The organism is Nonomuraea sp. NPDC050643 (assembly GCF_040654715.1).
Taxonomy (GTDB): domain Bacteria; phylum Actinomycetota; class Actinomycetes; order Streptosporangiales; family Streptosporangiaceae; genus Nonomuraea.
Window position 1 is genome coordinate 18,540 of record NZ_JBFAIM010000002.1, and the last position, 25,336, is coordinate 43,875.

Annotated in this window: 21 protein-coding genes; 13 read left to right on the forward strand and 8 right to left on the reverse strand. The window is 72.0% G+C overall.

The features are described from left to right. Positions 1–153: 153 nt before the first annotated feature. Positions 154–1,980: a M14 family zinc carboxypeptidase gene (locus tag AB0I15_RS02320; RefSeq protein ID WP_358088814.1), complete on the reverse strand. Its 1,827-nt coding sequence runs from the start codon at positions 1,978–1,980 to the stop codon at positions 154–156. Positions 1,981–2,070: 90 nt separating this feature from the next. After that, on the reverse strand, positions 2,071–2,214 hold the full coding sequence (locus AB0I15_RS02325) for a hypothetical protein (protein WP_358088817.1): 144 nt from the start codon (positions 2,212–2,214) through the stop codon (positions 2,071–2,073). Between the two features lie 366 nt (positions 2,215–2,580). Here AB0I15_RS02325 and AB0I15_RS02330 point away from each other — a divergent pair, with 366 nt between their 5' ends. After that, positions 2,581–3,492: an ATP-binding cassette domain-containing protein gene (locus tag AB0I15_RS02330; RefSeq protein ID WP_358088820.1), complete on the forward strand. Its 912-nt coding sequence runs from the start codon at positions 2,581–2,583 to the stop codon at positions 3,490–3,492. Further along, positions 3,489–4,310, forward strand: coding sequence for an ABC transporter permease (locus tag AB0I15_RS02335; protein WP_358088823.1), 822 nt, complete (start codon positions 3,489–3,491; stop codon positions 4,308–4,310). Before AB0I15_RS02330 ends, AB0I15_RS02335 begins: the two co-directional genes overlap by 4 nt. On the opposite strand, the gene AB0I15_RS02340 is transcribed toward AB0I15_RS02335, so the two are convergent. The 4 genes from AB0I15_RS02340 to AB0I15_RS02355 all read right to left on the reverse strand — a co-directional run bounded on the left by AB0I15_RS02340 (position 4,289) and on the right by AB0I15_RS02355 (position 10,682). Next, a complete protein-coding gene (locus AB0I15_RS02340; protein WP_358088826.1) occupies positions 4,289–7,462 on the reverse strand; it encodes a BTAD domain-containing putative transcriptional regulator in 3,174 nt (1,057 codons plus the stop codon). The two genes, AB0I15_RS02335 and AB0I15_RS02340, sit on opposite strands and share 22 nt — an antisense overlap. A 111-nt stretch (positions 7,463–7,573) precedes the next feature. Then, complete coding sequence (locus AB0I15_RS02345; protein ID WP_358088829.1) at positions 7,574–8,581, reverse strand: glycoside hydrolase family 5 protein; 1,008 nt, start codon at positions 8,579–8,581, stop codon at positions 7,574–7,576. 107 nt (positions 8,582–8,688) lie between these two features. Continuing rightward, positions 8,689–9,294, reverse strand: a complete 606-nt coding sequence (locus AB0I15_RS02350) for a hypothetical protein (protein WP_358088832.1) — start codon at positions 9,292–9,294, stop codon at positions 8,689–8,691. Next, positions 9,291–10,682: a selenium-binding protein SBP56-related protein gene (locus AB0I15_RS02355; protein ID WP_358088836.1), complete on the reverse strand. Its 1,392-nt coding sequence runs from the start codon at positions 10,680–10,682 to the stop codon at positions 9,291–9,293. Before AB0I15_RS02355 ends, AB0I15_RS02350 begins: the two co-directional genes overlap by 4 nt. Positions 10,683–10,763: 81 nt before the next feature. On the opposite strand from AB0I15_RS02355, the gene AB0I15_RS02360 reads away from it, so the two are divergent. The 3 genes from AB0I15_RS02360 to AB0I15_RS02370 all read left to right on the forward strand — a co-directional run bounded on the left by AB0I15_RS02360 (position 10,764) and on the right by AB0I15_RS02370 (position 13,525). Further along, a complete protein-coding gene (locus tag AB0I15_RS02360; RefSeq protein WP_358088839.1) occupies positions 10,764–11,966 on the forward strand; it encodes a serine hydrolase domain-containing protein in 1,203 nt (400 codons plus the stop codon). Between the two features lie 49 nt (positions 11,967–12,015). Continuing rightward, entirely contained in the window at positions 12,016–12,669 is a 654-nt protein-coding gene (leuE, locus tag AB0I15_RS02365; protein ID WP_358088842.1) for a leucine efflux protein LeuE, read from the forward strand. Between the two features lie 214 nt (positions 12,670–12,883). Further along, positions 12,884–13,525, forward strand: a complete 642-nt coding sequence (locus tag AB0I15_RS02370) for a VC0807 family protein (protein WP_358088846.1) — start codon at positions 12,884–12,886, stop codon at positions 13,523–13,525. On the opposite strand, the gene AB0I15_RS02375 is transcribed toward AB0I15_RS02370, so the two are convergent. Together AB0I15_RS02375 and AB0I15_RS02380 are read right to left on the reverse strand one after the other, a co-directional pair. Next, entirely contained in the window at positions 13,433–14,401 is a 969-nt protein-coding gene (locus AB0I15_RS02375) for a hypothetical protein (RefSeq protein WP_358088849.1), read from the reverse strand. The genes AB0I15_RS02370 and AB0I15_RS02375 overlap by 93 nt on opposite strands. Next, positions 14,394–15,602, reverse strand: coding sequence for a histidine kinase (locus AB0I15_RS02380; RefSeq protein WP_358088852.1), 1,209 nt, complete (start codon positions 15,600–15,602; stop codon positions 14,394–14,396). Before AB0I15_RS02380 ends, AB0I15_RS02375 begins: the two co-directional genes overlap by 8 nt. A 390-nt stretch (positions 15,603–15,992) precedes the next feature. Here AB0I15_RS02380 and AB0I15_RS02385 point away from each other — a divergent pair, with 390 nt between their 5' ends. The 8 genes from AB0I15_RS02385 (at position 15,993) to AB0I15_RS02420 (ending at position 25,289) form a co-directional block, all read left to right on the forward strand. Then, positions 15,993–16,610 carry a DedA family protein gene (locus AB0I15_RS02385; protein ID WP_358088855.1) on the forward strand — a complete coding sequence of 206 codons (618 nt, stop codon included), beginning with the start codon at positions 15,993–15,995 and terminating at the stop codon, positions 16,608–16,610. A 37-nt stretch (positions 16,611–16,647) separates the two neighbouring features. Then, the gene (locus AB0I15_RS02390; protein WP_358088858.1) at positions 16,648–17,448 is read left to right on the forward strand and encodes a DMT family transporter; all 801 of its coding nucleotides are present in this window, start codon (positions 16,648–16,650) and stop codon (positions 17,446–17,448) included. Between the two features lie 70 nt (positions 17,449–17,518). Next, a complete protein-coding gene (locus tag AB0I15_RS02395; RefSeq protein ID WP_358088861.1) occupies positions 17,519–18,727 on the forward strand; it encodes a glycosyltransferase in 1,209 nt (402 codons plus the stop codon). Continuing rightward, complete coding sequence (locus tag AB0I15_RS02400) at positions 18,724–19,395, forward strand: DUF998 domain-containing protein (protein WP_358088864.1); 672 nt, start codon at positions 18,724–18,726, stop codon at positions 19,393–19,395. Before AB0I15_RS02395 ends, AB0I15_RS02400 begins: the two co-directional genes overlap by 4 nt. Before the next feature lie 45 nt (positions 19,396–19,440). Further along, positions 19,441–20,184 carry a hypothetical protein gene (locus AB0I15_RS02405; protein ID WP_358088867.1) on the forward strand — a complete coding sequence of 248 codons (744 nt, stop codon included), beginning with the start codon at positions 19,441–19,443 and terminating at the stop codon, positions 20,182–20,184. After that, positions 20,181–20,921 (forward strand): isocitrate lyase/phosphoenolpyruvate mutase family protein, encoded by a 741-nt coding sequence (locus AB0I15_RS02410; RefSeq protein ID WP_358088870.1) that lies wholly within the window; start codon positions 20,181–20,183, stop codon positions 20,919–20,921. The genes AB0I15_RS02405 and AB0I15_RS02410 overlap by 4 nt, the downstream gene beginning before the upstream one ends. A 7-nt stretch (positions 20,922–20,928) precedes the next feature. Continuing rightward, positions 20,929–23,742, forward strand: a complete 2,814-nt coding sequence (locus tag AB0I15_RS02415; protein ID WP_358088873.1) for a BTAD domain-containing putative transcriptional regulator — start codon at positions 20,929–20,931, stop codon at positions 23,740–23,742. 35 nt (positions 23,743–23,777) lie between these two features. Next, positions 23,778–25,289: a DHA2 family efflux MFS transporter permease subunit gene (locus tag AB0I15_RS02420; RefSeq protein ID WP_358088876.1), complete on the forward strand. Its 1,512-nt coding sequence runs from the start codon at positions 23,778–23,780 to the stop codon at positions 25,287–25,289. Positions 25,290–25,336 lie beyond the last annotated feature (47 nt).

The window sequence follows — 25,336 nt, forward strand, 5'->3', positions numbered from 1 at the left end:
CGGAGGTGAACGCGGGCCGGTGTTGGATCAATCTTTTAGGAAACTTTCCTAAGGATTGCCGCGATCGTAGCCTTGACACCGGATCCTTACAAGACCCAAAAAGACTCCGCCGCACAAGACCGAAATCCCGTACGGCGGAGCGGTTGCCGAGCGTTACGGTTGCTGGGTGATCCTGACGTCGTCGACGCCCGCCTCCACCAGAGAGGCCCCGGAGGCGTCGGCCGCGTCCACGAGGATCCGCACCGTCTGACCGGCGAACGCGTTCAGGCTCGCGGAGGCCGTGGCCCAGGAGCCGTTCCGGTTCGAGGCCGCGCCCGCCTGGTTGAGCACGGTGGTCGTGGTGTTGCCGACCACACGGACCCGGAAGTAGTCCGCGGTCGAGGCGTTCGAGCCGTGGGCCAGGTACCAGGAGAGCGACAGGTTCAGCGCGCCCGTCGAGGGGAGCGTGATGGGCGGCGACTGGATCGAGGTGATGCCGCCGTCGATGTCGAAGTCACCGGCGGCCGCGCCCGCCAGACGGCCCGTCACCAGGTCGTTCGTGCCGCTGACCGTGGTGCCGAGCTGCTTGGCGCCGCTGGAGGTGGTGGCCTCCGGGTCACCGCGTTCCCACGTGCCCGTGGTGGCGGTGTCGGTGGCGCCCGGGTTGACCGTCCAGCCCGTGGCCGTCTCGAACGTGTCGGAGTAGACGGTCACCGGCGGGTTGCCGGTGCCGCAGTACTCGGCCTCCTTGCCGATGATCCGGTAGACGCAGTCCGAGTACTCCAGGAAGCGCAGCACCGCCTCCCTGTTCCGGGTGGTCTGGGGGACGATCTGCTCGTCCGGCGGGTAGAAGCCGGGGCTGGAGCCGGTCGGGTACATCTCGAACGTGAAGCTGAAGATCTTGTAGACGCCCCACATCCAGTCGTCGATGGTGCCGTCCGTGATGTAGAGGTCGCTGGCCTGCTCGGGCGTGTAGCCGTTGGTCGAGGCCATGTTCTGGCCCAGGGTGGCGTGCGCGTTGCGGTCGTCCACGGTCAGGCCGGGCGCCGTGTCGTTGAAGGTGTAGCCGTAGGGCCACAGGATGAGCTCGCTGTAGGTGTGCCAGTCGATGTGCGACCTGATCTGCTGGACGCCGCCGACCACGCGGCTGCGCACCCAGTTGGCCGCCGCCCTGACCTCGGGCGTCGACTCGGCGCTCGCGCCGCGGTAGGTCTCGCTGGAGGTCGAGCCGGAGGAGCCGCCGCAGCAGCCCCAGTTGTAGGCCCAGTTGCGGTTCATGTCGGTGCCGACCGCCGAGGAGCCCGAGTTCGGCTGGCGGTTCTTGCGCCAGGAACGGTAGCTGCCGGTGGCGATGTCGTACTCGCCACCGTCCGGGTTCATGTCTGGCATGATCCAGATCTCTCGGGAGTTCACCAGGTTGGTGATCCGGGAGTCGGTGCCGTAGTTGTCGGACAGCAGGCGCATGATGTAGAGCGCCATCTCGACCGTGAGGTGCTCGCGGGCGTGCTGGTGCGCGGTGAACAGGACCTCGGGCTCGCTCTCGTCCGTCCCCACGTTGTCGCTGATCTTGATCAGGCGCAGTTGCCTGCCCTCGTACGACGTGCCGAAGTTGCTCTGGCTGACGATGTTCGGATGGGCCGCGACGATGGAGTTGATCTCCGCGTTCATCTCCGCGTAGTTGTGATACCCGGAGTCCGCCGGCGGGAAGTCAAAGGCGTCGACGGACGGGGGTGTCGGGCGGGGCACCTCCGAGACCCGGTAACCGAGCCGCTTGATGGCGGAGACCTCGGCTTCCGTGGCCGTGACCAGGACCGAGTCCGTGGCCACCTCCTCGATGGCGGCCCCGGTGGCCGCCACCGCACTGCGCTGCTGCGCGTTCGCCGGGCCCGCCACGCGATACTGCTTGTTCGCCGGCGGTTCGGCGGAGGCACCCGCCCCGGTCATGCCGGTCAGGCTGATCAGGCTGAGGGCTGCCAGCAGGATGACTAAACGGCGTTTCACCTCGTCCTCCTCAGGCGCTCGGGCTCGGGTAGTCAACCGGCGCCTGAACCGAGAGTGATGAGGTTGGATGTCCTAGGAAAGGCCCAAATTTCAGGACATGAGGATCAGGGTTTCCTCCAGCGGCTTCCGCGTGAGGTCGGGCACCTCCGTCGCCTCCGCCGCATATCCGACGGGGAACAGGATGGAGGGCCGCTCACTGGCCGGGCCGCGGCAGATCTCGCTGAGGAACGCCATCGGGTTCGGCGTGTGGGCGAGCGTGGGCAGGCCCAGGACGTGCAGCGCAGTGCTGGCGCGCCCCCGACGGCGCGGTGCCCGCGGCGCGCACGGTCGGCTCGACGCACCGGTACGGCACCGGCTCCGGGCTGAACGCCCGCACACTGCGCCGCCGGTCCACCAGCCGGTGGAACTCCTCGCCGCGCCCGACCATCTCCTCGGGTCCGTGGCGTTCCTGGGTGTGGGGAACGAACGGGTGCCGGTGCTCCATGAGCCCCGAAGTCTCGGCGTCGCCGGCGGATCTGACACCACCCGCCCTCGCGTGCCAGCGCCGGCTGACAGATCGCTGCCAGGCGCGTGCCAGGACGGCCGGACACCGTGGGAGGCATGAAGTACGCGATCGAAGCCGAAGGACTCGTCAAGCGGTACGGCGACAAGGCCGCGCTCGACGGCGTCGACCTGAGGGCCAGGACCGGCGCGGTGCTCGGCGTCCTCGGCCCCAACGGCGCCGGCAAGACCACCGCGGTCCGGATCCTCGCCACGCTCGCCGCCCCCGACGCGGGCCGGGCCCTGGTCGGCGGGCACGACGTTACCCGTCACCCCGCCCGGGTCCGCGAGCTGATCGGCCTGACCGGCCAGTACGCCTCCGTGGACGAGAAGCTCACCGGCACCCAGAACCTCGTGCTGATCGGCCGCCTGCTCGGCCTGTCCAGGACGGCCGCCCGGGCCAGGGCCGCTGAGCTGCTGGCCCGGTTCGGCCTGGAGGAGGCGGCGGGGCGGGCGGCCGCCGGCTATTCGGGCGGCATGCGCCGCCGCCTCGACCTGGCGGTCAGCCTGGCCGGCCGGCCGCGGATCCTGTTCCTCGACGAGCCGACCACCGGCCTGGACCCGCACGCCCGCGGCGAGCTGTGGGACGTGGTCAAAGAGCTGACCGCCGACGGCGTGACCGTGCTGCTGACCACCCAGTACCTGCAAGAGGCCGACCGACTGGCCGACGACCTGCTGGTCATCGACCGCGGCAGGGTCGCGGCGGCCGGTACGCCGGGCGAGCTGAAGGCGCTGGCGGGCGGGCACCGGCTCGACGTCAGGCCCCTGCACGCCGCCGACGTGGAGAAGGCCGAGGCCATCCTGGGCGTCAAGGCCACCGACGGGACGCTGACCGTGCCGGTGCACGACCTGGCCATGCCGCCCGCCGTGCTGCGGAGGCTGGACGACGCGGGCGTCGTGCTCGCCGAGCACGCCCTGCGCCTGCCCTCCCTGGACGACGTCTTCCTCACCCTCACCGGAGACACTCGATGACCACCACCCCTGTCGCCACCGCCCCTCGCACCACCGCCTCTCTCACCACCACCCCGATGACCACCGCACTGTCCCAAGGGCTCACGCTCGCCTGGCGCAGCCTGATCCCGTTGCGGAACAGCCCCGGCCAGCTCGCCGGTCTGCTCTTCCAGCCGGTTTTCATGATCGTCATCTTCGTGTACCTGTTCGGCGGGGCCGCGGGGGGCGACCGGGCGGGGGCGGTGGCGTACATGCTGCCCGGCGTGCTCGTCCAGGTGGCGCTGATGGCCACGATCACCACCGGCATGAACCTGGCCACCGACATCGGCAACGGCGTGTTCGACCGGTTCAGGACCCTGCCGATCGCCAGGTCCGCGCCCCTGATGGGCCGCATCCTCGCGGACCTGCTCACGCTGGTGATCACCGTCGCGGTGTCGCTGGCCGTCGGGTACGCCGTCGGCTTCCGCGTCACGACCGGCCCCCTGGGCGTGCTCGCCGGGGTCGGCCTGGTGCTGCTCATGGCCATGGCGCTGAGCTGGGGCTCGGCCTGGATCGGGCTGGTGGCCAAGTCGGTCTCGTCGATGCAGGGCATGGCCACGGCCGTGCTGCTGCCGCTCACGTTCGGCAGCAGCGCGTTCGTGCCCGCCACCGACATGCCCGGCTGGCTGGTCTGGTGGATGGACCTCAACCCCGTCTCCCACCTGGCCGCGGCGCTGCGCGGGCTCCTGGGCGGCGGCCTGCGGGCGGCCGACGTGTGGATCACGCTCGGCTGGACCGCCGGGCTGCTCGCCCTGTTCGCGCCGCTCGCCCTGCGGGCCTACACCAGGAAAGTCCGGTGATCGCCCACGGCCAGGACCTCCCGCCAGGGCAGCCTCTCGCCCTCGGCGAAACACGCGCCGAAGCGCTCCTCGCCCAGGGCGGCCCTGGCCGCGCGGACGCCTTCGAGCGTCTCGGGCGAGGTGTCGTGCGGCTCGACGGCCGACGACGCCCCGAACAGCGCGGCAGCCCGCTCCTGGTCACCCGCCGTCTGGGCGGCCAGCGCGAACCCGGCCAGCACCACCGACAGCAGCGGCCGGTCCGGGCTGACGTCGCCGAGCTCCTCCAGGGCCAGGCGGTGCTGCTCCAGCGCCGCGTCCAGGTCGCCGCTCCACATCAGCGCCCGGCCGTAGCCGGTCCTGAGCGCGACGGTGAGCTGCGTGAGCGGCTGGACCTCCGCCAGCACGCCGAACAGGCTCCGGTAGATCGCCAGCGCCCGGTCCAGGTCGCCGCGTCGGCAGGCGTACGCGGCCTCGGCCTGCCCGAGCTGCAGCAGCGTGAACGGGGTCGCCTCCTCGTCCACCCCCGCTCTGGCCCTGGCCAGATCCTCGCCCGCGCCGTCCAGGTCGCCGGCCTTGGTACGCAGCTCGGCCAGCCGGATCAGCGTGGAGATGGCCTCGTCGGCGCTGACCCAGTCGCTGGTGAGCGACCAGGTCTCGGCGATCAGGTCGTCGGTGGGGGCGCCTCGCGCGGCGCGCATGGAGGCCAGCCCGAGCAGCGCCTCGCTCAGCCCCCACCGGTCGCCGACCTCCCTGAACCCGGCCACCGCCCGCTCCAGCTTCTCCTCCGTACGGTGCGGGCCGCCGATCATGAGGGCGGCGCTGGAGAGCCAGAGGTCGTCGCCGGCGGCGTACGAGTCGAGCAGTTCGGCGGCGCGGTCGTCGAGCCCGGCGGCGGCGGCCATGACGGCCCTGCTCAGCAGCACCAGCGGGTGCACGGGCCCTTCGCGCTCGGCCGCCTCGACCAGCCGTTCGACGCGCTCCGCCAGTGCCCGCATGGCGGCCTGGTCGTTGATGATCGAGCCGAACTTGTCGACGCCGTACGCGAACAGGCAGGCCCCATACGCACCCGCGAGGCCGGGCGGCGGCGTGTCGCCCGCCAGGGCGAGCACTTGCGTGGCCCAGGCCGCGCTCTCCTGCCGGTAGCCGCGCATCCACCAGTACCAGTTCAGCGCCGCGCACAACCGCAGGGCCGACTCGGTGTCGCGCTCGTCGAGCACCCAGCGCAGCGCCGCGGCGAAGTCGTCGCGTTCGGCGGTCAGCCGCTCGATCCAGCCGGTCTGCGCGCTCGTCCGCAGCTCGGGCACCGCCCGCTCGGCCAGCTCCAGCAGGTGGGCCGCGTGCCGCCGCCGGTACGCGGTGACCTCGCCGGCCTCCTCCAGGCGTTCCAGGGCGTAGGCGCGGATGGTCTCCAGCATCGAGTAGCGGCCCTCGGGCGAGACCTGGACCAGGGACTTGTCGGCCAGCGCGCCCAGCACGTCCGCCGCTGCCCCGCACACCGCCTCGACGGCCTCCAGCGTGGCGCCGCCCGCGAACACGCCCAGCCGCCTGGCCAGCACGCGCTCCTCGTCCTCCAGCAGGTCCCAGCTCCACTCGACCACGGCCCTGAGCGTCTGCTGGCGCGGCAGCGCGGTCCTGCTGCCGCCGGTGAGCAGCTTGAACCGGTCGTCGAGGCGGTCGGCGAGCTGTCTCGGGGCCATGGTGCGCAGGCGGGCCGCAGCCAGCTCGATGGCCAGCGGCATGCCGTCCAGCCTGCGGCACAGCGCCACGACGGCTTCGACGTTCCCGCCGTCGAGGGTGAACGACGGCCTGGCGGCGGTGGCCCGGTCGAGCAGCAGCCTGACCGACGGGTACCGCCGGGCCTTCGCCGGGTCCGCGCCGACGGGCGGCGGTTCGAGCGGCGGCACGGGGGCCAGGTGCTCGCCCGGAAGGTTCAGCGGCTCCCGGCTGGTGGCCAGGATCCGCAGGCCCGGGCATTCGGTGAGCAGCCGTTCGGCGAGCGTGGCGGCGGCGTCGAGCAGGTGCTCGCAGTTGTCCAGCACCAGCAGCATCCGCCGCCCGGCCAGCTCCTCCGCCAGGACCGCGACCCCTCGATCCCCGTCGGGCCGATACGCCGTCCCCCGGCCACCCGGCCCGTCGGGCCGATACTGCGTCCCTTCGCCGCCCAGCCCGTCCGGCCGGGACTGCGTCCCCTCGCCGCCCAGCCCGTCCGGCCGGTACACCGGGTGTTCCTCGCGCAGCCCGAGCGTGTCCAGCACGGCGCCGGCGACCTCCCCCGGCTCGCTGACGGAGGCCAGCTCCACCATCCAGGTCTCCTCGCCGCCGAGCCGGAGGGCGGCCTCGGTGGCCAGCCGGGTCTTGCCGGCCCCGCCCGGCCCGGCCAGGGTGACGAGCCTGGCCCGCCCGAGCAGCCCGGCAAGCTGCTCCAGCTCCGCCTCCCGCCCGATGAAGCTGCTGCGCGGCGCCCGGACGTTGCCCTTGTGGCGGGAGGCCGGCCGCCGTGCCGGTGCCGCTCCCGACACCACGGCCAGGTGAGCGGCCCGCAGTTCCTCCCCCGGATCCACGCCGAGCTCGTCGGCGAGCGTCCGCCGGGTGCGCTCGAACAGTTCGAGCGCCTCCGCCTGCCGCCCCGACGCGGCCAGAGACCGCATGGCCAGCGCGCAGAGGCGCTCCCGCAGCGGATGCGCGGCCACCTCGGCGGTCAGATCCACCGGCGTCCCGGCCGCCAGCCGGGCCTGCGCCCGTGCCTCGACGGCGGACAACCGCTCCTGCTCCAGCGCCAGCGCCACGTTGGCCAGCCGCGGCACGGACACGAGGTCCCCCAGCGCGGCCCCCCGCCACCACTCCAGCCCGCCGCCCCGATGGGCCACCCGCCGGAACCGCAGCGCGTCCACGTCCTCCTCGGTGACGGCCAGCGCGTACCCGCCGGGTCTGCTCTCCACCACCTCGTACGGCCGCAGCGCCGCCCGCAGCCGCTTGACCAGCGTCTGCAGCGCGTTGGGCCCGTTGGCGGGCGGCGCGTCCGGCCAGAGCGCGTCGATCAGCCGCTCGGCCGTCACCGTACGCCCGGCCTCAAGGGCCAGCAGAGCCAGCAACGCCCGCAGCCGCACCCCGCCGACCGCGATCGGCCCGGCGTCGCCCTCGACCTCCAATGGCCCGAGAAGGTTTATCCGCACATGTCTCATCCTGCCCTGCCATGTGCCCTGCTCGTCCTGCCACTGACCACAGCGTCCCGGCCGGATCCGTCGTCTCCGGGCCCGGCCGGACGGTGCGGTCAGACGGTGCGGTCAGAAGTCGTCAGGGGTGCGGATGCGATCCCTGATCCAGACGCCCGCCGGCTTCAGGCGGGAGGTGCCCGCGAAGGGGCCGCCCGGGCAGGTGCCCTGGGTGAAGACGGCGCCCGAGCGCTCGTCGTCCGAGTAGTTCCAGTTGACCCAACTGATCTTCTTCTGCGCCATCAGGTCGATGTACTGCTGCGACCGGGTGAAGTCGTTGCCCCCGTCCCCGGAGGAGGTCTGGGTGCCGAATTCCGTGACGAACATCGGCAGCTTGTCGGCGGCCCTGGACAGCGCGTTCAGATACGACGTCCCGTGCGAGGCGGCGTAGAAGTGGAACGTGTACATGATGTTGGCCGCGTTGACCGGGTTGTTGACGACCTCGGTCTCCGAGGCGCCGTCGGAGACGCCCAGCGAGGACCAGGCGCGGGTCCCGACCAGGATCGGGGCGTCGGGGTCGTGCTGCCTGACGACGGGGATGAGCTGCTCGGCGTAGCTCTTGACGGTGGGCCAGGAGACGCCGTTGGGCTCGTTGGCGATCTCGTACAGCACGTTGTTCTTGCCGTTGTGGCGCTGGGCGATCTCGGTGAAGAAGGTCTTGGCGCGCGACAGGTTGTACATCGGGTCGCCGGGGGTCAGCATGTGCCAGTCGACGATGGCGTACATGCCTCTGGCGGTGGCCTGTTCGATCAGGTTGTGGACTCGGTCGGTGAACAGGCGGGGGTTGGTCTCGTAACCGTCCTCCTGGATGTACATGGAGATGCGCAGGACGTCGGCCTGCCAGTCGCCGGCCAGCGCGTCCAGGGAGGCGGTGTTGAGACACTGGGAGTACCACTGGATGCCGTGTGAGCTCATGCCGCGCAACTGGATCTGCTTGCCCTGCGCGTTGCACAGGCGCAGGCCGCACACCTTGAGTTGGCCGTTGGCCTGGACGGGGGTGACGGCCGCGTGGGCGGGCAGGGCGGGTAAGGCGGCGGCGACGATCGCGCCGATGACGGCGAGCCGCTTGAGTCGGTGCATGAAGGGATGAGCTCCTTACTCGTTCATTAGGAAACCTTACTAACGAGCAGAACGGAGCTTAGGTCGCATATCTGTCAGAGGACAAGACCCAAATTTGACCAGAGCGGTCAAGCCTGCGCAAGCGTGAGGACGCCCGCCACCACGAGGGCCGCCGCCCACATGCGGTCCACGTTGAACCACGCCTTCCTGAGCACGGTCAGCCCGGCCACCTTGTAGACGATCACCGCGATCGTCGTGGCCACCAGGAACATGGCCAGCGTGTGGTACGCCGCGACGGCCAGCCCTCCCGAGACGGCATGCCCGGCGTGCCCGCCGCCCTCCACGTGCAGTCCGGTGAAGATCGGCAGGAGCATGAGACCGGCCCCGTGCGCCGACGACATCAGGAACGACCAGCCGGCCAACTGCCACAATGACAGCCGCATGCCCACCCAGCGAAAGTGCCGGTCCGACAGCAGCCGCCACAGTCCGAACGCCACCAGCACCACCCCGCCGGCCACCGCCAGCACGGTCCCGGTGACCAGGGAGCCGGTCGCGGACACCACGAGCGCCACCAGGGCCACCGAGGCGAGGTGGCCCAGGGCGATCATGGGGATCGACTGGAGCAGCCGATCGAGCGAGCGCTCCTGCAGGCCCCGGGCCACGGCGAAGAGCCAGCCCATGGCGGGGTTCAGGCCGTGGAAGGCGCCCAGCAGGAGCACGGCGGTAAGGGTCACGGGTAGCAGTAGGAGTCGGAGGAGGCGTCGCCGCCTTGGAGGCGCACCTGGTGGGGGCGCAGGCCGCGGAAGTCGTCCCCGTGGGGGAAGAAACGGGTGTCGAAGGTGAACGACTCCGTGTCGATCTTGGCCATCCAGGCGCCCACGCCCTCGGGGAAGAACTGGTCGTCCCAGGAGCCGTACAGGGAGTTGGTGAGGTAGAGGCGGCTGCCGTCGCGGCTGACCTCGACCATCTGCGGGCCGCCGCGCAGCGGGAGTCCGGGCTCGGCGGGGTGCGGGGTCTCCTGGGCGATGCCGCCGACGTGCAGCGACGCCAGCTCCACCGGCTTGTACGGATCCGAGACGTCGTACTGCTTGATCTCCCCGATGCCCCAGCACGAGACGTACAGGCGCTGGTCGTCCACCGACAGCGCGATGTCGGTCACCAGCGGCGGCACCGCGCCGAACGGCTGGAGCACGGGCGGCAGGCGGTCGGCGGCGGCCGGTCGCGCGGGGATGGAGATGACCTTGCGCACCTGCCAGCTACCGCCCTCGTGGAACCAGAGCCACACGGACGCCGACAGGTCCTCGACGCTGGTGACGACGCCGACGAAGCCGTACAGGCGGGTCGGGTCGTGGGCGGGGCGCAGCTCCAGCGGCATCTGGTACTCGTCGCCGAGGTCCACCTCCTGGACGTGGGTGCGCTTGCGCAGGTCCCAGAAGTGCAGCTTGTGACCGTACTTGCGGCCGAGCAGCAGTTCGCCGACCACCCCGTCCTCGACCATCGACGGCGTGCCCCACTCGGAGGAGATCAGCACGTCCTGGTTGATGTGCCACCAGAAATCGTAGGCCAGGTACTGCGGTCCCCGGTCCAGCTCCCACTGCCCGAGCACCTCGAACGAGGTGTGGTCGAGCACCGCGATCCCCCCTGGCCCGTCCTTGCCGTCGGCTCCGCCGAGGGCGGACACGTACAGGCCCTCGGGGCCGCAGTGGACGGTGTGCGGGCGGGAGTAGCCGGCGCGCCTGGCCAGGGTCTCCGGCTCGATGACCTTGACCAGTTCGGGGCTGACCCGGTCCTTGGTGTCGTAGATGTGGATGCGGGAGGAGCGCAGCCCGGGCACGACGAGGTAGCGGCGCTCGACGTGCGGGTGCGGGGCGTTGGGGCACAGGGCGCTGCTGCAGGCGTTCCAGCCGAAGTGGTGCAGCTCGTCGCCCGTGTTGGGCAGGTCCGTCCAGCCGGCGACGCCGCCGTAGCCGGGGGAGGACGGGTCCGTGTCGATGACGGCCAGCGCGTCGGGCCGTTCGGCGGAGCGGTCGAACGCGGCGACGTACGCCAGCTTCTCGGCGGGAGCGTCGGCGGCGTCTCTGGGAGATGGATAGAACGTGGGATCCGGAGTCCAGAGGGTCATCTCTCCAGATATAGACCGATTCCCTATTCGGTCAATAGGTAATCGGTTTACAGACGGCGCCATTCGTGATGCATTCGGGCCATGACCGTGCACGGCACTTGTGATCCCCGGTTCTCGCAGGTCGCGGAGGAGTTCGAGGCCAACCTCGAACGGCGCGGCGAGGTGGGCGCCTCGGTGTGTGTGATCGTCGGCGGCGAGGTCGTCGCCGACCTGTGGGGCGGCCAGGCCGCGCCCGGCGTCCCTTGGTCGAGCGACACGATCGGGCACGTGTGGTCGTGCACCAAGGGCGCGACCGCGCTCTGCGCGCACGTGCTCGCCTCGCGCGGCGAGCTCGACCTCGACGCGCCCGTCATCCGCTACTGGCCCGAGTACGGCGCCCACGGCAAGGGCGGCACGCTCGTCCGGCACCTGCTGGCCCACCAGGCCGGGCTGCCCACGCTGCGCGAGCCGCCGCCGACCGGCGCCTTCTACGACTGGAAGCTGATGGCCGACCGGCTCGCGGCCGAGCAGCCGTTCTGGGAGCCGGGCACCCGGCACGGCTACCACGCGCTGACGTTCGGCTTCCTGATCGGGGAGGTGATCCGCCGGGTGAGCGGGCGCTCCTTGGGGACGTTCTTCCGCGAGGAGGTGGCCGAGCCGCTCGGGCTGGAGTTCTGGATCGGGCTGCCGGAGGAGCAGGAGGGCAGGGTCGCGCCGACGATCCCCGCCGACCCGCCGGAGGATCCGCCCGCCTTCTACATCAAGGCGTTCACCGACCCCACCTCGCTGCCCGCGCTGGTGCTCGCGCACGAGGGCGGTTACATGGCGCTCGGCGAGTCCGACAGCCGGGCGGCCCACTCCGCCGAGCTCGGGGCCATCGGCGCGATCACCAACGCCCGGGGGCTGGCTGGCCTGTATCGTCCCCTGTCGCTGGGCGGGAGCGGGCTGGTCACCCGGGAGCACATGTCGCTCATGGCGCTGACCGCCTCGGCCGGCACCGACGCGGTGCTGCTCGCGCCCACCAGGTTCGGGCTGGGCTTCATGAAGTCGGTCGACAACCGGTATCTGCCGCCGGCCGACAGCGAGGGGGCGCTGATGTCGGAGACCGCGTTCGGGCACGCCGGGATGGGCGGGTCGGTCGGGTTCTGCGATCCGGCGGCGCGGCTGGCGTTCGGGTACACGATGAACAAGCAGGGGCCGGGGCTCGGCATCAATGCGCGGGGTCAGGCGATGGTGGACGCGACGTACCGGGCGCTCGGCCATCGGCAGGTCTACGGCGGGATCTGGCACGCATCGGGGGATTAATCACGAGATACCGTGATATGTCACCAGTCTTTCCCCAGGAGCAAGCGGCATGTTCTTCGGTATCACGGATCTGTGGGCCTACGTGATCGGCGCCTTCCTGATCATCCTGCTGCCCGGCCCCAACTCTCTCTACGTCCTCAGCTTCGCCGCCCGGCACGGCGTCCGCCAGGGCTACCGCGCGGCGGCCGGCGTCTTCGTCGGCGACACCGTGCTCATGTTCCTGGCCGCCGCCGGCGCGGCGTCGCTCCTGCGCTCCAACCTGCTGCTGTTCACCGTCGTCAAGTACGTGGGCGCCGCCTACCTGGCCTGGATCGGCTTCCAGATGATCCGCGGCGCCTGGCGGGCCTGGCGCACCGGCCCGGACACCACCGAGGCGGTCACCGCCGAGGTGGAACCCCAGCCCCGCCCGTTCCGCAAGGCCCTGACGATCAGCCTGCTGAACCCGAAGGCGATCCTGTTCTTCGTCTCGTTCTTCGTCCAGTTCGTGGACCCGGGCTACGCCACCCCCGCGCTGTCCTTTCTGATCCTGGGCGCGGTCATCCAGGTCTTCAGTCTTCTCTACCTGACCGCGCTGATCTTCGGCGGAACTTTCCTGGCGAACCGGTTCCGCCGGCACCGGCGGCTCAGCGCCGGCCTCACCTCGGGTGTCGGCGCCGTCTTCCTGGCGTTCGGCGCGAAACTCGCCACGGCTTCACTCGGATGAAAGGAGCATTCAAGGCAGAGCTGTTTTGGTGGATACAGATGGAACGCGTCAAAAGAGGCAGTCGCACCACCCCGCCTCGGGTACGGTAGGCCACCGGCGTGCTTCCCGGGACATCGGTGATTGCGTTGTGGTTACAACCAGCGATCCATCTGGAAAAGCCTGGACCCCCGAAGCCCGGGTAGACGCTGATCGTCGGCCTATCTGCGGAGCAGCCTTGAACCACTCCCCGGTCACCCTTCCCCGCCTCACCGCGCTCGCCCGGCAGGCGACCCCCAGGTTGCTCGAAGCCGTGGTCGCGCCCCTGGCGGTCTTCTATCTCGCCATGGTCGTCCTCGGCTTCAAGTGGGCGCTCGCCCTGACCGTGGCCTGGGTCTATCTCGGTGTGGCGTGGCGGCTGGTCAGACGGATCAAGGTGCCGGCGACGATGTACCTGGCCGCGTTCGCCATCACCATCAGGGCCATCGTGGCCTTCTGGACCGGCCACTGGATGTGGTTCTTCATCCAGCCCGAGATGGGCACGATCTGCATCAGCATGGCCTTCCTCGCCTCCGTCCGGCTGAACAAGCCGCTGGTGCAGAAGCTCACGCTCGACTACATCCACCTGCCGTCGGCGGTGCTCAAGCACGAGCGGGTGCGCCGGTTCTTCGCCAGGATCACGCTGCTGTGGGCGTTCGTGCTGCTGATGAACTCGACGCTGAGCATCTTCCTCGCGGTCTACGAGTCGCTGGCCGGCTCGCTGGGCACGTTCATGCTGCTGCGGACCTCAGCGGTGGCCGTGATCAGCGGCACGGCGATCACGTTCTCGGTCATCGCCTTCAAGCGGCTCCTGCACCGGCTGCACGTCTCGCACACCTGACCGCTCGGTCAGCAGGAACGCCCCGCACATCCCCATGACCAGCCCGGTCAGCATGCCGAACAGCTCCACCAGGCCGGCCGTGCCGGCCCCCGTGGTGAGCGGCCCGCCCACGGACATGACGACGCTCGCGTAGAGCCCCCACCCGAACAGAGAGCCGGAGCCCAGCCAGGCGACCACCAGCGGGCGCCAGAACGGGCCGCGCCCCAGCCGGCCGACCAGCGCGACGAGCGCGGCGGCCCCGGCGATCGCGAGCAGCCCCCTGAAGCCCTCCTGCACGCCCGAGACGGCCTCCGCGCCGAACACCCGTGAGAGCCGCACGCCGCCGACCGCCGTGGCCACCGGCAGCGCGCCCCAGGCCACGACCCGCTGGAACGACCGGGTCGGGCTCGGGAAGGCCAGCCCGGCCGGCGTGGTGAAGACGGCCGGCCAGCGGTCGCGGGAGTAGAGCGCGAAGGCCGTCATCAGGCCGATGCCCTGCCCGATGAACCCGCCGTAGACCATCAGGTAGACCCACGGCTCGATGACCCCGCCGCCGAACACCTCCAGCCCGGCGACCGCCACGACGATCGGCGCCGAGACGGCCACCACCGACAGCAGCCCCGTGCCCACCCACAGCGGCAGCAGCACGAGCCAGGCCGGCAGCCGCAGGCCCCACCGCATGGTGAAGGCCAGCGCGAGCAGCAGGCCCACGGCGTCCATGCCGAAGGTCATCGCGTTCAGCCCGACCATCGCCGGGTCGCTCATCAGCGCCGGATCCGTGACGCCGGCGGAGCCGCCGGTCAGCCAGAGGACCTTCAGCGTCAGGTAGGGCAGCATGGCCGCGATCGCGACGATCGCGGCGGTCAGCCGGCCTATCCCGGCTCTGCGCTCAGTCATGCTCCGAGCGTCGCGTGCCGGGGTGCCGGTCGCCTCCCGAGCGGTGGGGATCCTCCTCCCCCTCGCGGGGGATGGTCACGGCCAGCTCGAACCCGCCGCCCGACGGGCCGGCCGACAGGGTGCCGCCGGCCAGCCGTACGCGCTCGCGCAGGCCGGCCAGCCCTGTCCCGCCGCGGCGCGCGGTGGAGCGGGAGCGCGGGGGCCCGTTGCGTACGCGGATCCGGTCCGGCCCGATCGTGACCTCGACGGCGGCCCCGGGGGCGTGCTTGGCGGCGTTCGTGAGCCCTTCCTGGACCACGGCGTGGGCCAGCCCCGGCACCGGGCCCGGGGCCAGGTCCAGGGTGACCGGCATGCCCGAGTCGGCGGCCCGCCGGACCAACTCGGCCACGTCCTCGTCCACGGGGGCGAGCGGCGCGGCGTCGGCGTCCTCGCGCAGCAACCCGATGATCTGGCGCAGCCGCTCCGTGGCGTCCGCCGCCGCGACCCGCAGCTCCCCCGCGGCGTGGACCTGCGCGGGAGCGAGCCCGGGAGCCAGCTCCAGCCCCGCAGCCCTGACCGCGATCAGGGCCAGGTCGTGGCCGAGCGAGTCGTGCATCTCGCGCGCGATCCTGGCCCGCTCGCGCAGCCTGGCCTGCTCGTCGGCCGACAGCCTGGCCTGCCGCCGCTGCAACAGCAGCCTGCGCCGCAGCAGCCCGAGCAGGTACGGCACCAGGTAGGTGGCCGCCAGCCCGGTGCCCATGGACACCCACAGGGCCAGGTCACCGCCCGCGGCCAGCACCACGACCACCCCGACGAGGCTGACCAGGCAGAACGCCACCAGCGCGGGCCACACCCTGGCCGTGCGCCGCCCGGTCAGGTACGCGTACCAGATGATGAACGGCGACGTGGCCGTCAGCGGGACGATCTTCACGTTCCGCCTGGGCACCAGCCAGCTCAGGTCCACGGTCGCGAACCCGTCGCGGAACTGCCACGGCCCGAGCGGCAGGAGCAGCACCAGAGCCGCCAGCGGGTACGGCCGGCCGACGAGCACCGCCAGGGCGGCCAGGCCGATCTTGGGCAGGGTCACGGTCGCGAACGCCGCCGGGTCCTGGACCGGGTCGGGCCCCATGGCGGCGATGAAGACGCCGAGGACGGCCCAGAGCAGCAGGTCGTAGACCACCTGTCGGCGGCTGTCCCGGCGGAGGCGGCGCAGGTGCTTCACCGCACCGACGTTATCGGCCGGGTCCGGCCGAGGGTCCCGTCCGAAGTCGGGTGGCGCCCCTGACGAAAGTCAGGGTGGAGAGCGGCCCACCGCCACGGTAGGGCTAGCCCCACCACGAAAGCGCCTACCTCCACTCCTGATTCCGCCCGTGGAAACCGGTTTGATCGTATGCGTCACCCGGAGGTCGCAGCGGTGCCCCCGACGAAAGTAGGGGGTAGCGCGTGCCGATCGTCCGATGTGCCGTGACCTGCGGAGTTTCTACCTTCATGGGGTACCGGCCCTGACCCTTCTAGGGGAAAGGACCGCGTTCGACCCGGGGCATCCCCGATGTTCCCGGACCTCCCGCACCGAGACGCTGTGTGGGTGCCCTAAAGATCGGAGTACACGCTGATGTCGCACGCCATTCTCGACATGATCGAACAGGTCATGTCCTCACCATGGCTGTACGTGGCGCTGTTCGGCCTGGCGCTGCTCGACGGGTTCTTCCCGATCGTTCCCGCCGAGACGTCGGTGATCACCGCCGGGGTGTTCGCCGCGTCCGGGGAGACGAACCTGGGGCTGGTCATCGTCGTCGCGGCACTCGGAGCGTTCGCGGGTGACCACATCTCCTACCTGATCGGCAACAGGTCGGCGGGCAGGTTGCGTGGCAAGAAGGCGTTCGTCTGGGCGCGCGGCGCCCTGGCGGAGCGGGGCGGGCTCGTCCTCGTCGTGGCCAGGTACATCCCGGGTGGGCGTACCGCGACCACGCTGACCATGGGAGCGGTGCGGCATCCGCTGCGCTCCTTCACCTTCTTCGACTCGATCGCCGCCGTCTCGTGGGCGATCTACTCGGGGCTGATCGGCTTCTTCGGTGGGATGGCCTTCGAGAACGACCCGATCAAGGGTCTGCTGCTCGGCCTGGGCATCGCGCTGTCGATCACGGCCGTCGTCGAGATCGTGCGCTGGGTCAGGAAGCGACGCGCCATCCAGGTTTCCCCGGAACGACTTCCCGCGGACACGTCCGTTTGACCCTACCTGGCAACCATCCGTCTGAAAGGAGTGCGAAATGACTGTACTGGCCGCGGTAATAGCGCTGGTCGGTTCGCTGTTCTTCGCGCTCGGAGCCGCCCTGCAGCAGTTCGAGGCGGTCGACACCGCCAAGCCGGGGCTGCTCGCGCTGCTGCGCAGGCCACGCTGGCTGCTCGGCGGCGCGTCCATTCTGGCGGGTGGTGGCCTGCACATCGTCGCGCTCGGGCTGGGCCCGCTGACCATCGTCCAGCCGATGGGGGTGGCGAGCCTGCTCTTCGCGCTGCCCCTCGCCGCCGCGCTGCACGGCCGGCGGCCCTCGCGCAAGGAGCTGGCGGCGGCGGGGGTGGTGGCGGCCGGGCTCATCGGCCTGGTGCTGCTGGTCCCCGAGTCCGACGGCCCTACCCATCTCGCCCCCGACGGCGTGCTCATGCTGCTCGGGGTGGCCGGCGTCGCGGCACTGCTGCTGTGGGCCGGCTCGAGGGCGGCCTCGCCCGCGGGCCGGGCCGCGCTGCTGGCGACCAGTTCCGGCGTGCTGTACGGCGCCACCGCGACCCTCATGCGGGTGCTGGTGGACGGCGCCTGGAACTGGTGGTACCTGCTGGCGCTGCCGATCCCCGCCCTGCTGGCGCTGATGATGCTCCAGCGGGCCTACGCCGTCGGCCACTTCGGCGTCTCCTTCGCCTCGCTGCAGATCGCCGACCCGCTGACCGCGGTGGCGTTCGGCGCGCTGCTGCTGGGCGAGCCGCTGCCGACCGGCATCCTGCCGATCGCCGCGGCGCTGCTGACCGCCGCGGGCACCGTGGCCCTGGCCCGGACCAGCCCGCTGGAGGCCCATTGACCTCCCCTCATCTGTCCCTTGTTCCCGGCTCTCCCCAAGCCACAGTGAAATCGGAGTTCCCCTCATGGCCATGCCCCTGCACACCGTCCCGGATGTCGCCGCCGCCCCCGTCCCCGTTCCCGAGCGGCCACGGCGCGTCCTGATCTCATCCGATACCTATCCCCCTGATGTGAACGGGGCCGCCTACTTCACCCACCGCCTGGCCACGGGCCTTGCCGCGCGCGGCAACGAGGTGCACGTGGTCTGCCAGTCCGAGGCGGGACCGGCCAGCGCCGACGTGGTCGACGGCGTGGTCGTGCACCGGCTGCGCTCGGCGCCGCTGCTGGTCCACCCGACCATGCGCGTCACCGTGCCGACCCGGCTGGACCGGCTGGTGGCGAGCATCGCCCCCGACGTGCTGCACACCCAGGGCCACTTCGTGGTCGGCCGGGCCGCCATGGCCGCCGCCCGCCGCGCGGGGGTGCCGATCGTGGCCACCAACCACTTCATGCCCGACAACCTCTTCCAGTTCGGTCACATCCCCGAGCGGCTGCGGACCAGGGCCGGCAAGCTCGCCTGGCGCGACTTCAGCCGGATCTTCAGGCGGGCCGACCACATCACCACCCCGACGCCGCTGGCCGCCAAGCTCCTGGCCGACCAGGGCCTCGACCTCGAGGTGGAGGCGGTCTCCTGCGGCATCGACCTGACCAGGTTCCACCCGCACGCCGAGCCCAAGGCGTGGGCGCGCAAGAGGTTCGACCTGCCCGACCGGCCCACGATCCTGTTCGTCGGCCGCCTGGACGAGGAGAAGTGCCTGGACCAGGTCGTCCGCGCGCTGCCGATCATCCTCAACGACACCGACGCGCAGGTGGCGTTCGTCGGCAAGGGCAACCAGCGGCACGAGCTGGACCGGCTGGCCAGGCGCATCGGCGTGGGCGAGCGGGTCTTCTTCCTCGGCTTCGTCCCCGACGAGAACATGCCCCAGGCGTTCGCCACCGCCGACGTGTTCGCCATGCCGGGCATCGCCGAGCTGCAGAGCATCGCCACGCTGGAGGCCATGGCCTCGGGGCTGCCGGTGGTCGCCGCCGACGCGATGGCGCTGCCGCACCTGGTGTCCGGCAACGGCTACCTGTTCCAGACGGGTGACGTGGCCGCGCTGGCCAGGCACCTGACGACCGTCCTCACCGACGACGAGCTCCGCGCCAGGCTCGGCAGGACCAGCCGGGAGCTGGCGCTCACCCACGACGACCAGTTCTCCCTCGCCCGGTTCGAGCGGATCTACGATGAGGTGGCTCGATGACCCCTCGGCAAAGCGTCTGGGGCACCGTGATCGGCACGGTGGTGTCCGTGGTCGCGCTGGCGTACGCGCAGGTCGCGTTGCCCACGCAGCCGCTGCTCAGCGACTACGCGCTGGTCTCGGGCGGGCTGGTGCCCGTGCTGGTCGGGATGCTGGCACTCGCGGGGGCGTGCCTGAGTCTCGCGTACGGTCTCGCGGCCGGCGACCCGTCGCGCACCGCGGCCACCAGGGTGCTGCTGCTGGCGGGAGCGGCCGGGCTCATGATGAGCGCGATCTTCCCCACCGACCCCGGCACGTCGCAGATCGGCACGCTCTCCGGCGAGATCCACCGCTGGTCCGCGGCCGTGGTGTTCACCGCGCTGCCGGTCGCCGGCTGGACCCTGGCCAGGCGCCGGGAGACGGCGCCCCGGTGGAACGCGGTCAAGGCCATGAGCGTGCTGTCGGCGCTGACGCTGGCGATCTACCTGGCGGCCCACCCGGCCTCCATCACCTCGCCGCTGATCGACGGCGCGGCCTACTACGGGCTCCTCGAGCGCGGTGTGGTGCTGGCCGACATGGCGCTGCTCACGGTCATGGCGCTGGCCGCGTTCGTGGCACGGCCGGTCGTCCGGGCCGCGGTGACCCCGGCCGACCAGGCCGAGGCGGAGCGGCCGGAACAACTCGCCGCCTGACATACTTCGACCGCCGCCGAAAGGACCCTGTCCTAGCGTGAAGCCATGCTCATCACACGTCATGCAGAAGCCGAGGCGGTGCTCGCCGACACCAGGTACGTGCCGCCTCCCGTACGCCAGGACGGCGCCGAGGGGACCCTGGCCTGGCTGCGCGCCCAGGTGTCGCGGTTCAGCACCGGCGAGCCGCACGCAGCACGGTGCCGCCTGCTGACCGAGCGGCTGGCCACGCTGGACCCCGCCGGCCTGCGCACCGAGGCCAGGGCCAGGACGAAGGACCGGGACGGCGCCTGGCGAGGCGTGCCCACAGAGGTGCTCGGAGCCGCGCTCGGCGTGAAGGACACCACCGCCGTGCCCGCCGCCGCGGCCGGCTACCTGTCGGGTGAGGAGAGCCCCGAAGCCGACGCCGCCGTCGCCGAGCTGCTCGACCTGGCCGACCTGCCCGCGATCACCCTGCTGCTGCAGGGCCACGCCGCCGTGGAGGGCCTGATCGAGGCCGCGCTCCGGCACGCCGAACCCGGCGACGACATCGACGCGCTCCTGCACGAGACGCTCAGGCAGGACCCGCCGCTCCAGGCCACCCGCCGGCTCGACACCCGGACCGGCGACGAGGTGACGATCGACCTGGTGAGCGCCAACCGCGATCCCGCCGTCTTCGACCATCCCGAGCGCTTCGACCTCACCCGCGGCCCGTCCGCGCACCTGACCTTCGGGCACGGCGTCCGCCCCTGCCCCGCGCCCGCCCACGCCCTCGCGCTCGCCGCCGGCGTGCTGGAAGGACTGCTGTCATGAGCTTCCACGACCTGCACCGCCCCGGCGACCCGCTGCTGCTGCCGAACGCGTGGGACTACGGCTCCGCCGCCGCCCTGGCCGCCCAGGGCTTCCCGGCGATCGGCACGACCAGCCTCGGCGTGGCCGCCGTGTACGGCAGGCCCGACGCGGCCGGCGCCACCAAGGCCGAGACCATCGAGCTGGCCGAGGCGCTCAAGGACCTGGACGTCCTGGTCACCGTGGACATCGAGGGCGGGTTCAGCGACGACCCCGCCGAGGTGTCCGACCTGGTGGCGGGCCTGGCCACGCTCGGCGTCGCGGGCGTCAACCTGGAGGACGGCCGCCCCGACGGCACGCTGCGGCCGATCGGGCTGCACCAGCGCGTTGTCGAGGCCGCCAAGGGCCACGGCGTGTTCGTCAACGCCCGTACGGACACGTGCTGGCTGCGTACCGGCGACACGATGGAGCGGGTGAGCGCCTACGGCCACGCCGACGGGATCTTCGTACCCGGGCTGAGCGACCTGGACGAGATCGCCCGGGTGGCCGCGAGCACGCCGCTGCCGCTCAACGTGCTGTACCAGCCGGGCGGCCCCACGCTGGCGGATCTCGCCGCGGCCGGTGTGGCCCGGGTCAGCACCGGGTCGCTGCTCTACCGGGCCTCACTGCAGGGGGCGCTCGCGGCGCTGCTCGCGATCCGGGGCGAACCGGCACCAGATCTACCCACATATCCGGAGATCACCGCCATGTTGCCGCGATAATCGAGACATGCGCTTCCAGATCCTCGGCCCGACCGACGTGCTGGGCGAGGACGGCGAGCCGATCCCGCTCGGCGGTCCGCGTGTGCGCGCCCTGCTGACGCTGCTCGCCCTGCACGCCGGCCGCATCGTCGGCGCGGAGCAGCTCGTGCACGGCCTGTACGGCGCCGACCCCCCGGACGGCGTCGCCAACGCGCTGCAGTCGCAGGTGTCCAGGCTGCGCCGGGCGCTGGGCAGGGACCGGGTGGAGTTCCACCCGGCCGGCTACCGCCTGGTCGCCGACCCGGAGGACGTGGACGCGCGCAGGTTCGAGTCGCTGGCCCAGGCCGGCCGGCAGGCGCTGGCCGGCGGCGACCCGGAGCGGGCCGCCGCGCTGCTGCGTGCGGCGCTGGAGCTGTGGCGGGGCACGCCGCTCTCCGACGCCCCGCACGCCGAGGCCGCCAGGGCCGCGCTGGAGGAGCTGCGGCTGACCGCCACGGAAGAGCGCGTGCAGGCGGACCTCGACCTGGGGCGCCACCGCGAGCTGGTGGCCGAGCTGAGCCAGCTCACCACCGCCCACCCGCTGCGCGAAAGGCCGCGCGCCCAGCTCATGCGCGCGCTCTACGGCAGCGGCAGGCAGGCGGAGGCGCTGGCCGTCTACGACGAGGCCAGGAAGCTGCTGGACGAGGAGCTGGGCGTCGAACCGGGCGCCGAGCTGGCCGCCGCGCACCTGTCCGTGCTCAGGGCCGACCCGGCGCTCGGCGCCCCCGCCGCCGCCGAGCAGCGGTCGCGGCAGGGGCTGCGGGCCCAGCTCACCACCTTCGTGGGCCGGGCGGAGGAGCTCGCGCAGGTGGGCGACCGGTTGCGGGACAGCAGGCTCGTCACGCTGATCGGCCCGGGCGGGGCCGGCAAGACGCGGCTGGCCATCGAGGCGGCCGGGCAGGCGCCGGGCGACGTGTGCTTCGTGCCGCTCGCGCCGGTCACGGAGGGCGCGGGTGTGCCGCAGGCCGTGCTGGCCGCGCTCGACATCCGCGACGCCCTGATCTCCGCCGACCGGTCCGCCCTCGCCCCGCTGACCAGGCTGGTCACCGCGCTCGCCGAACGCAGGCTGCTGCTGGTCCTCGACAACTGCGAGCACCTCGTCGCGGCCACCGCCGAGCTGACCGACCACCTGCTGGCCGCCTGCCCGGGGCTGCGCGTGCTGGCGACCGGGCGCGAGGCCCTCGGCATCACCGGCGAGTCGATCCTGCCCGTGGCGCCGCTGCGGCTGCCGCCGCCGGAGGCGGGCGACCCGATGGACTACCCGGCCGTGCGGCTGTTCGCCGAACGCGCCGCCGCCGTCCGGCCGGGCTTCGCCGTGGACGCGGGCAACGCCGCCGAGGTGGTGCGGATCTGCCGGGCGCTCGACGGGCTGCCGCTGGCCATCGAGCTGGCGGCGGCGCGGCTGCGTACGCTGTCGGTGCCCGATGTCGCGGCGCGGCTGGACGACCGGTTCCGGCTGCTGACGCGTGGCAGCCGTACGGCGCTGCCCCGGCACCAGACGCTGCGCGCGGTCGTGGCGTGGAGCTGGGACCTGCTGGACGACGACGAGCAGCGGCTGGCCGCCAGGCTGAGCGTGTTCGTGAACGGGGCGCGGCCCGAGGCGGCCGAGCGGGTGTGCGGGCTGCCCGAGGAGGTGCTGTTCTCGCTGGCGGAGAAGTCGCTGGTGGAGTTCGCGGACGGGCGTTTCCGGATGCTCGAGACGATCAGGGCGTTCTGCGCGGAGCGGCTGGCGGAGTCGGGCGAGGGCGAGGAGGTCCGGGGGGCGCACGCCGCGTACGAGCTCGATCTGGTGCTCGAGGCCGACCCGCGGCTGCGTACCGCCGAGCAGTTGGAGTGGCTGGCCCGGCTGGACGAGGAGAGCGGCGATCTCACCGCGGCCACGCGCTGGGCCGTCGAGACCGGCCGGCTGGAGCTGGGCCTGCGGCTGGTGGCGAACAGCGCCTGCTACTGGTGGATGCGGGGGCATCGCGTCGCGAGCGCCGGTCTGGCGGCCGGTCTGCTGGCCGCGATGGGCGACGACCGCCTGCCCGGCATGGAGGAGGAATACGCCATGTGCGTGCTCATCGCCTCCTGGGTCGGGGTCGACGACGACCTGCGCGCGCGGCTGGCCGAGGTGCGAGACGTGCTGGGCTGGCGCTATCTGCCGGTCCGGCTCGACTTCCTCATGATGCTGCTGTCGATGCTCACGGGGCCGCCCGCTGATTTCGAGCACGCCCTTGCCGCGATCATGGAGCTGGCGCCCGGCCTCCCGCCCTGGCAGGGGGCGCTGTCCCTGGCCGGCGCGGCGTTCGTGTTCCAGGTCCTCGGGCGCATGGACGAGGCGCAGGACCACTTCGCCCGGAGCCTGATCGCCTTCCGGAGCATCGGCGAGCGGTGGGGCGCCGTGCTGGTGTTGTCCGGGCTGGGTGCGCTGCGCCATCTGCACGGCGACCACCGCGCCGCCCACGCGCTGGCCGACGAGGCGCTCACGCTCGCCAGGGAGCTGGACGCGAAGACGGAGATCGCCGAAGGGCTGTGCCGGCGGGGTGACGCCCTGGTCGCCCTGTCCGACGGGGCCGGGGCTTGGGAGGACTACGCGCTGGCCGCCGAGGTGTCGCGCCGGAACGGCTCGATAGAGATCCTGTCGTGGGCGTACCTGGGTCTGGGTGAGGTGGCGCGGTCGCGGGGCGACCTCGACGAGGCGCGTGCCCTGCTCGTCCAGGCGCGGGAGGTGTGCCCGGCCGACTGGTACAGCACCGAGGAGACGCGTCAGCGCATCGACGCCGCGCTGACGGAGATCGACCGGATGGTCAGCGAGCGGTAGGCCCGCCGTCAGCCGCATTCCCGACACTGGGTGGCATGAAGAACAAATGGTCCTGTCTGGCCATCGCCTGCCTGGCCACCCTGCTGCTCTCCCTCGACCTCACCGTTCTGCACCTGGCCCTGCCCGGACTGGTGGGCGACCTCGGCGCGAGCTCCACCCAGTTGCTCTGGATCGGCGACATCTACGGGTTCGCGCTGGCCGGCCTGCTCGTCACCATGGGCAACCTGGGTGACCGCATCGGCCGCAAGCGCCTGCTCCTGATCGGGGCGGCCGCGTTCGGCGCCGCCTCCGTGATCACCGCGTACGCGCCCAACCCCGAGCTGCTGATCGCGGCCCGGGCGCTGCTGGGCGTGGCCGGGGCCACGATCATGCCGTCCACCCTGTCGATCGTGCGCAACGTGTTCACCGAACCCGGCGAGCGCACCGTGGCGGTCGGCGTCTGGAGCGGGATGAGCGCCGCCGGCTTCGCGATCGGGCCGGTCGTGGGCGGCCTGCTGCTCGACCACTTCTGGTGGGGCTCGGTCTTCCTGATCAACGTGCCGATCATGGCGCTGGTGCTGGTCGGCGGCATGCTGGTGCTGCCCGAGTCGCGCAACCCGCACGCGGGCCGGATCGACCTGGTCAGCGCGGGCCTGTCCTTCGTGGGAATCGTGACCGTCATCTACGCGATCAAGGAGGCCGCGCACAAGGGGCTGGAGCACGCCGACGTCCTGGCGGCGGGCGTGGCCGGGGCGCTGCTCCTGGGGCTGTTCGTGTGGCGGCAGACGCGGCTGGCCGAGCCGCTGATCGACGTACGGCTCTTCGCGCGCAGAGCGTTCACCGCGTCCATCCTGACGAACCTGCTGGCGATCTTCGCGATGTCGGCGATGATGCTGATGTTCGCCTGGTATCTGCAGCTCGTGCTCGGCTGGTCGCCGCTACAGTCGGGGCTGGCCCAGTTGCCCGGTGGCCTGAGCGGCGCGGTGGGCGGCGTGCTGGCCGCCAAGCTGATCCCCCGCCTCGGCAGGAACGGCGTGGTCGCGCTGGGCCTGGCCATGAACGCCGCCTCGTTCCTCTACTACACGACGCTCGGCACCGAGCTGAACTATCTCAGCATGCTCCCCGCCATGATCATCGGCGGTGCCGGCGTCGGGCTCGCCTTCACGGTCAACAACGACAACGTGCTGGCGACCGCGCCGGCGCAGCGGGCCGGGGCGGCGGCCGCGGTGTCGGAGACGGCGTTCGAGCTGGGCGGCGCGCTCGGCATCGCGATCCTGGGCACGGTGCTGACCAGCGCGTACCGGGCCAATCTGGAGCTGCCCGCCGGACTGGCCGGCGAGGCCGCGCGGGAGTCGCTGGCCGGCGCCATGCACGCGGCCACGACGCTGCCCGCCGGCCAGGCGGACCAGCTCGTACGGGCGGCGCACGCGGCCTTCCTCGAAGGAGTGCACCTGACCTCGTACGTCACGGCGGGCCTGCTGGCCGGGGTGGCGGTGCTGGCTCTGGTGGGGCTGCGCGGCGTGCCGAAGGTCATCCCGGAGGAGGTGCTGGCGAAGGCGCACGCGTAACGGCATGACTTAATTCACTTCGTGTTGACTTCAACGGCGTTGAGATT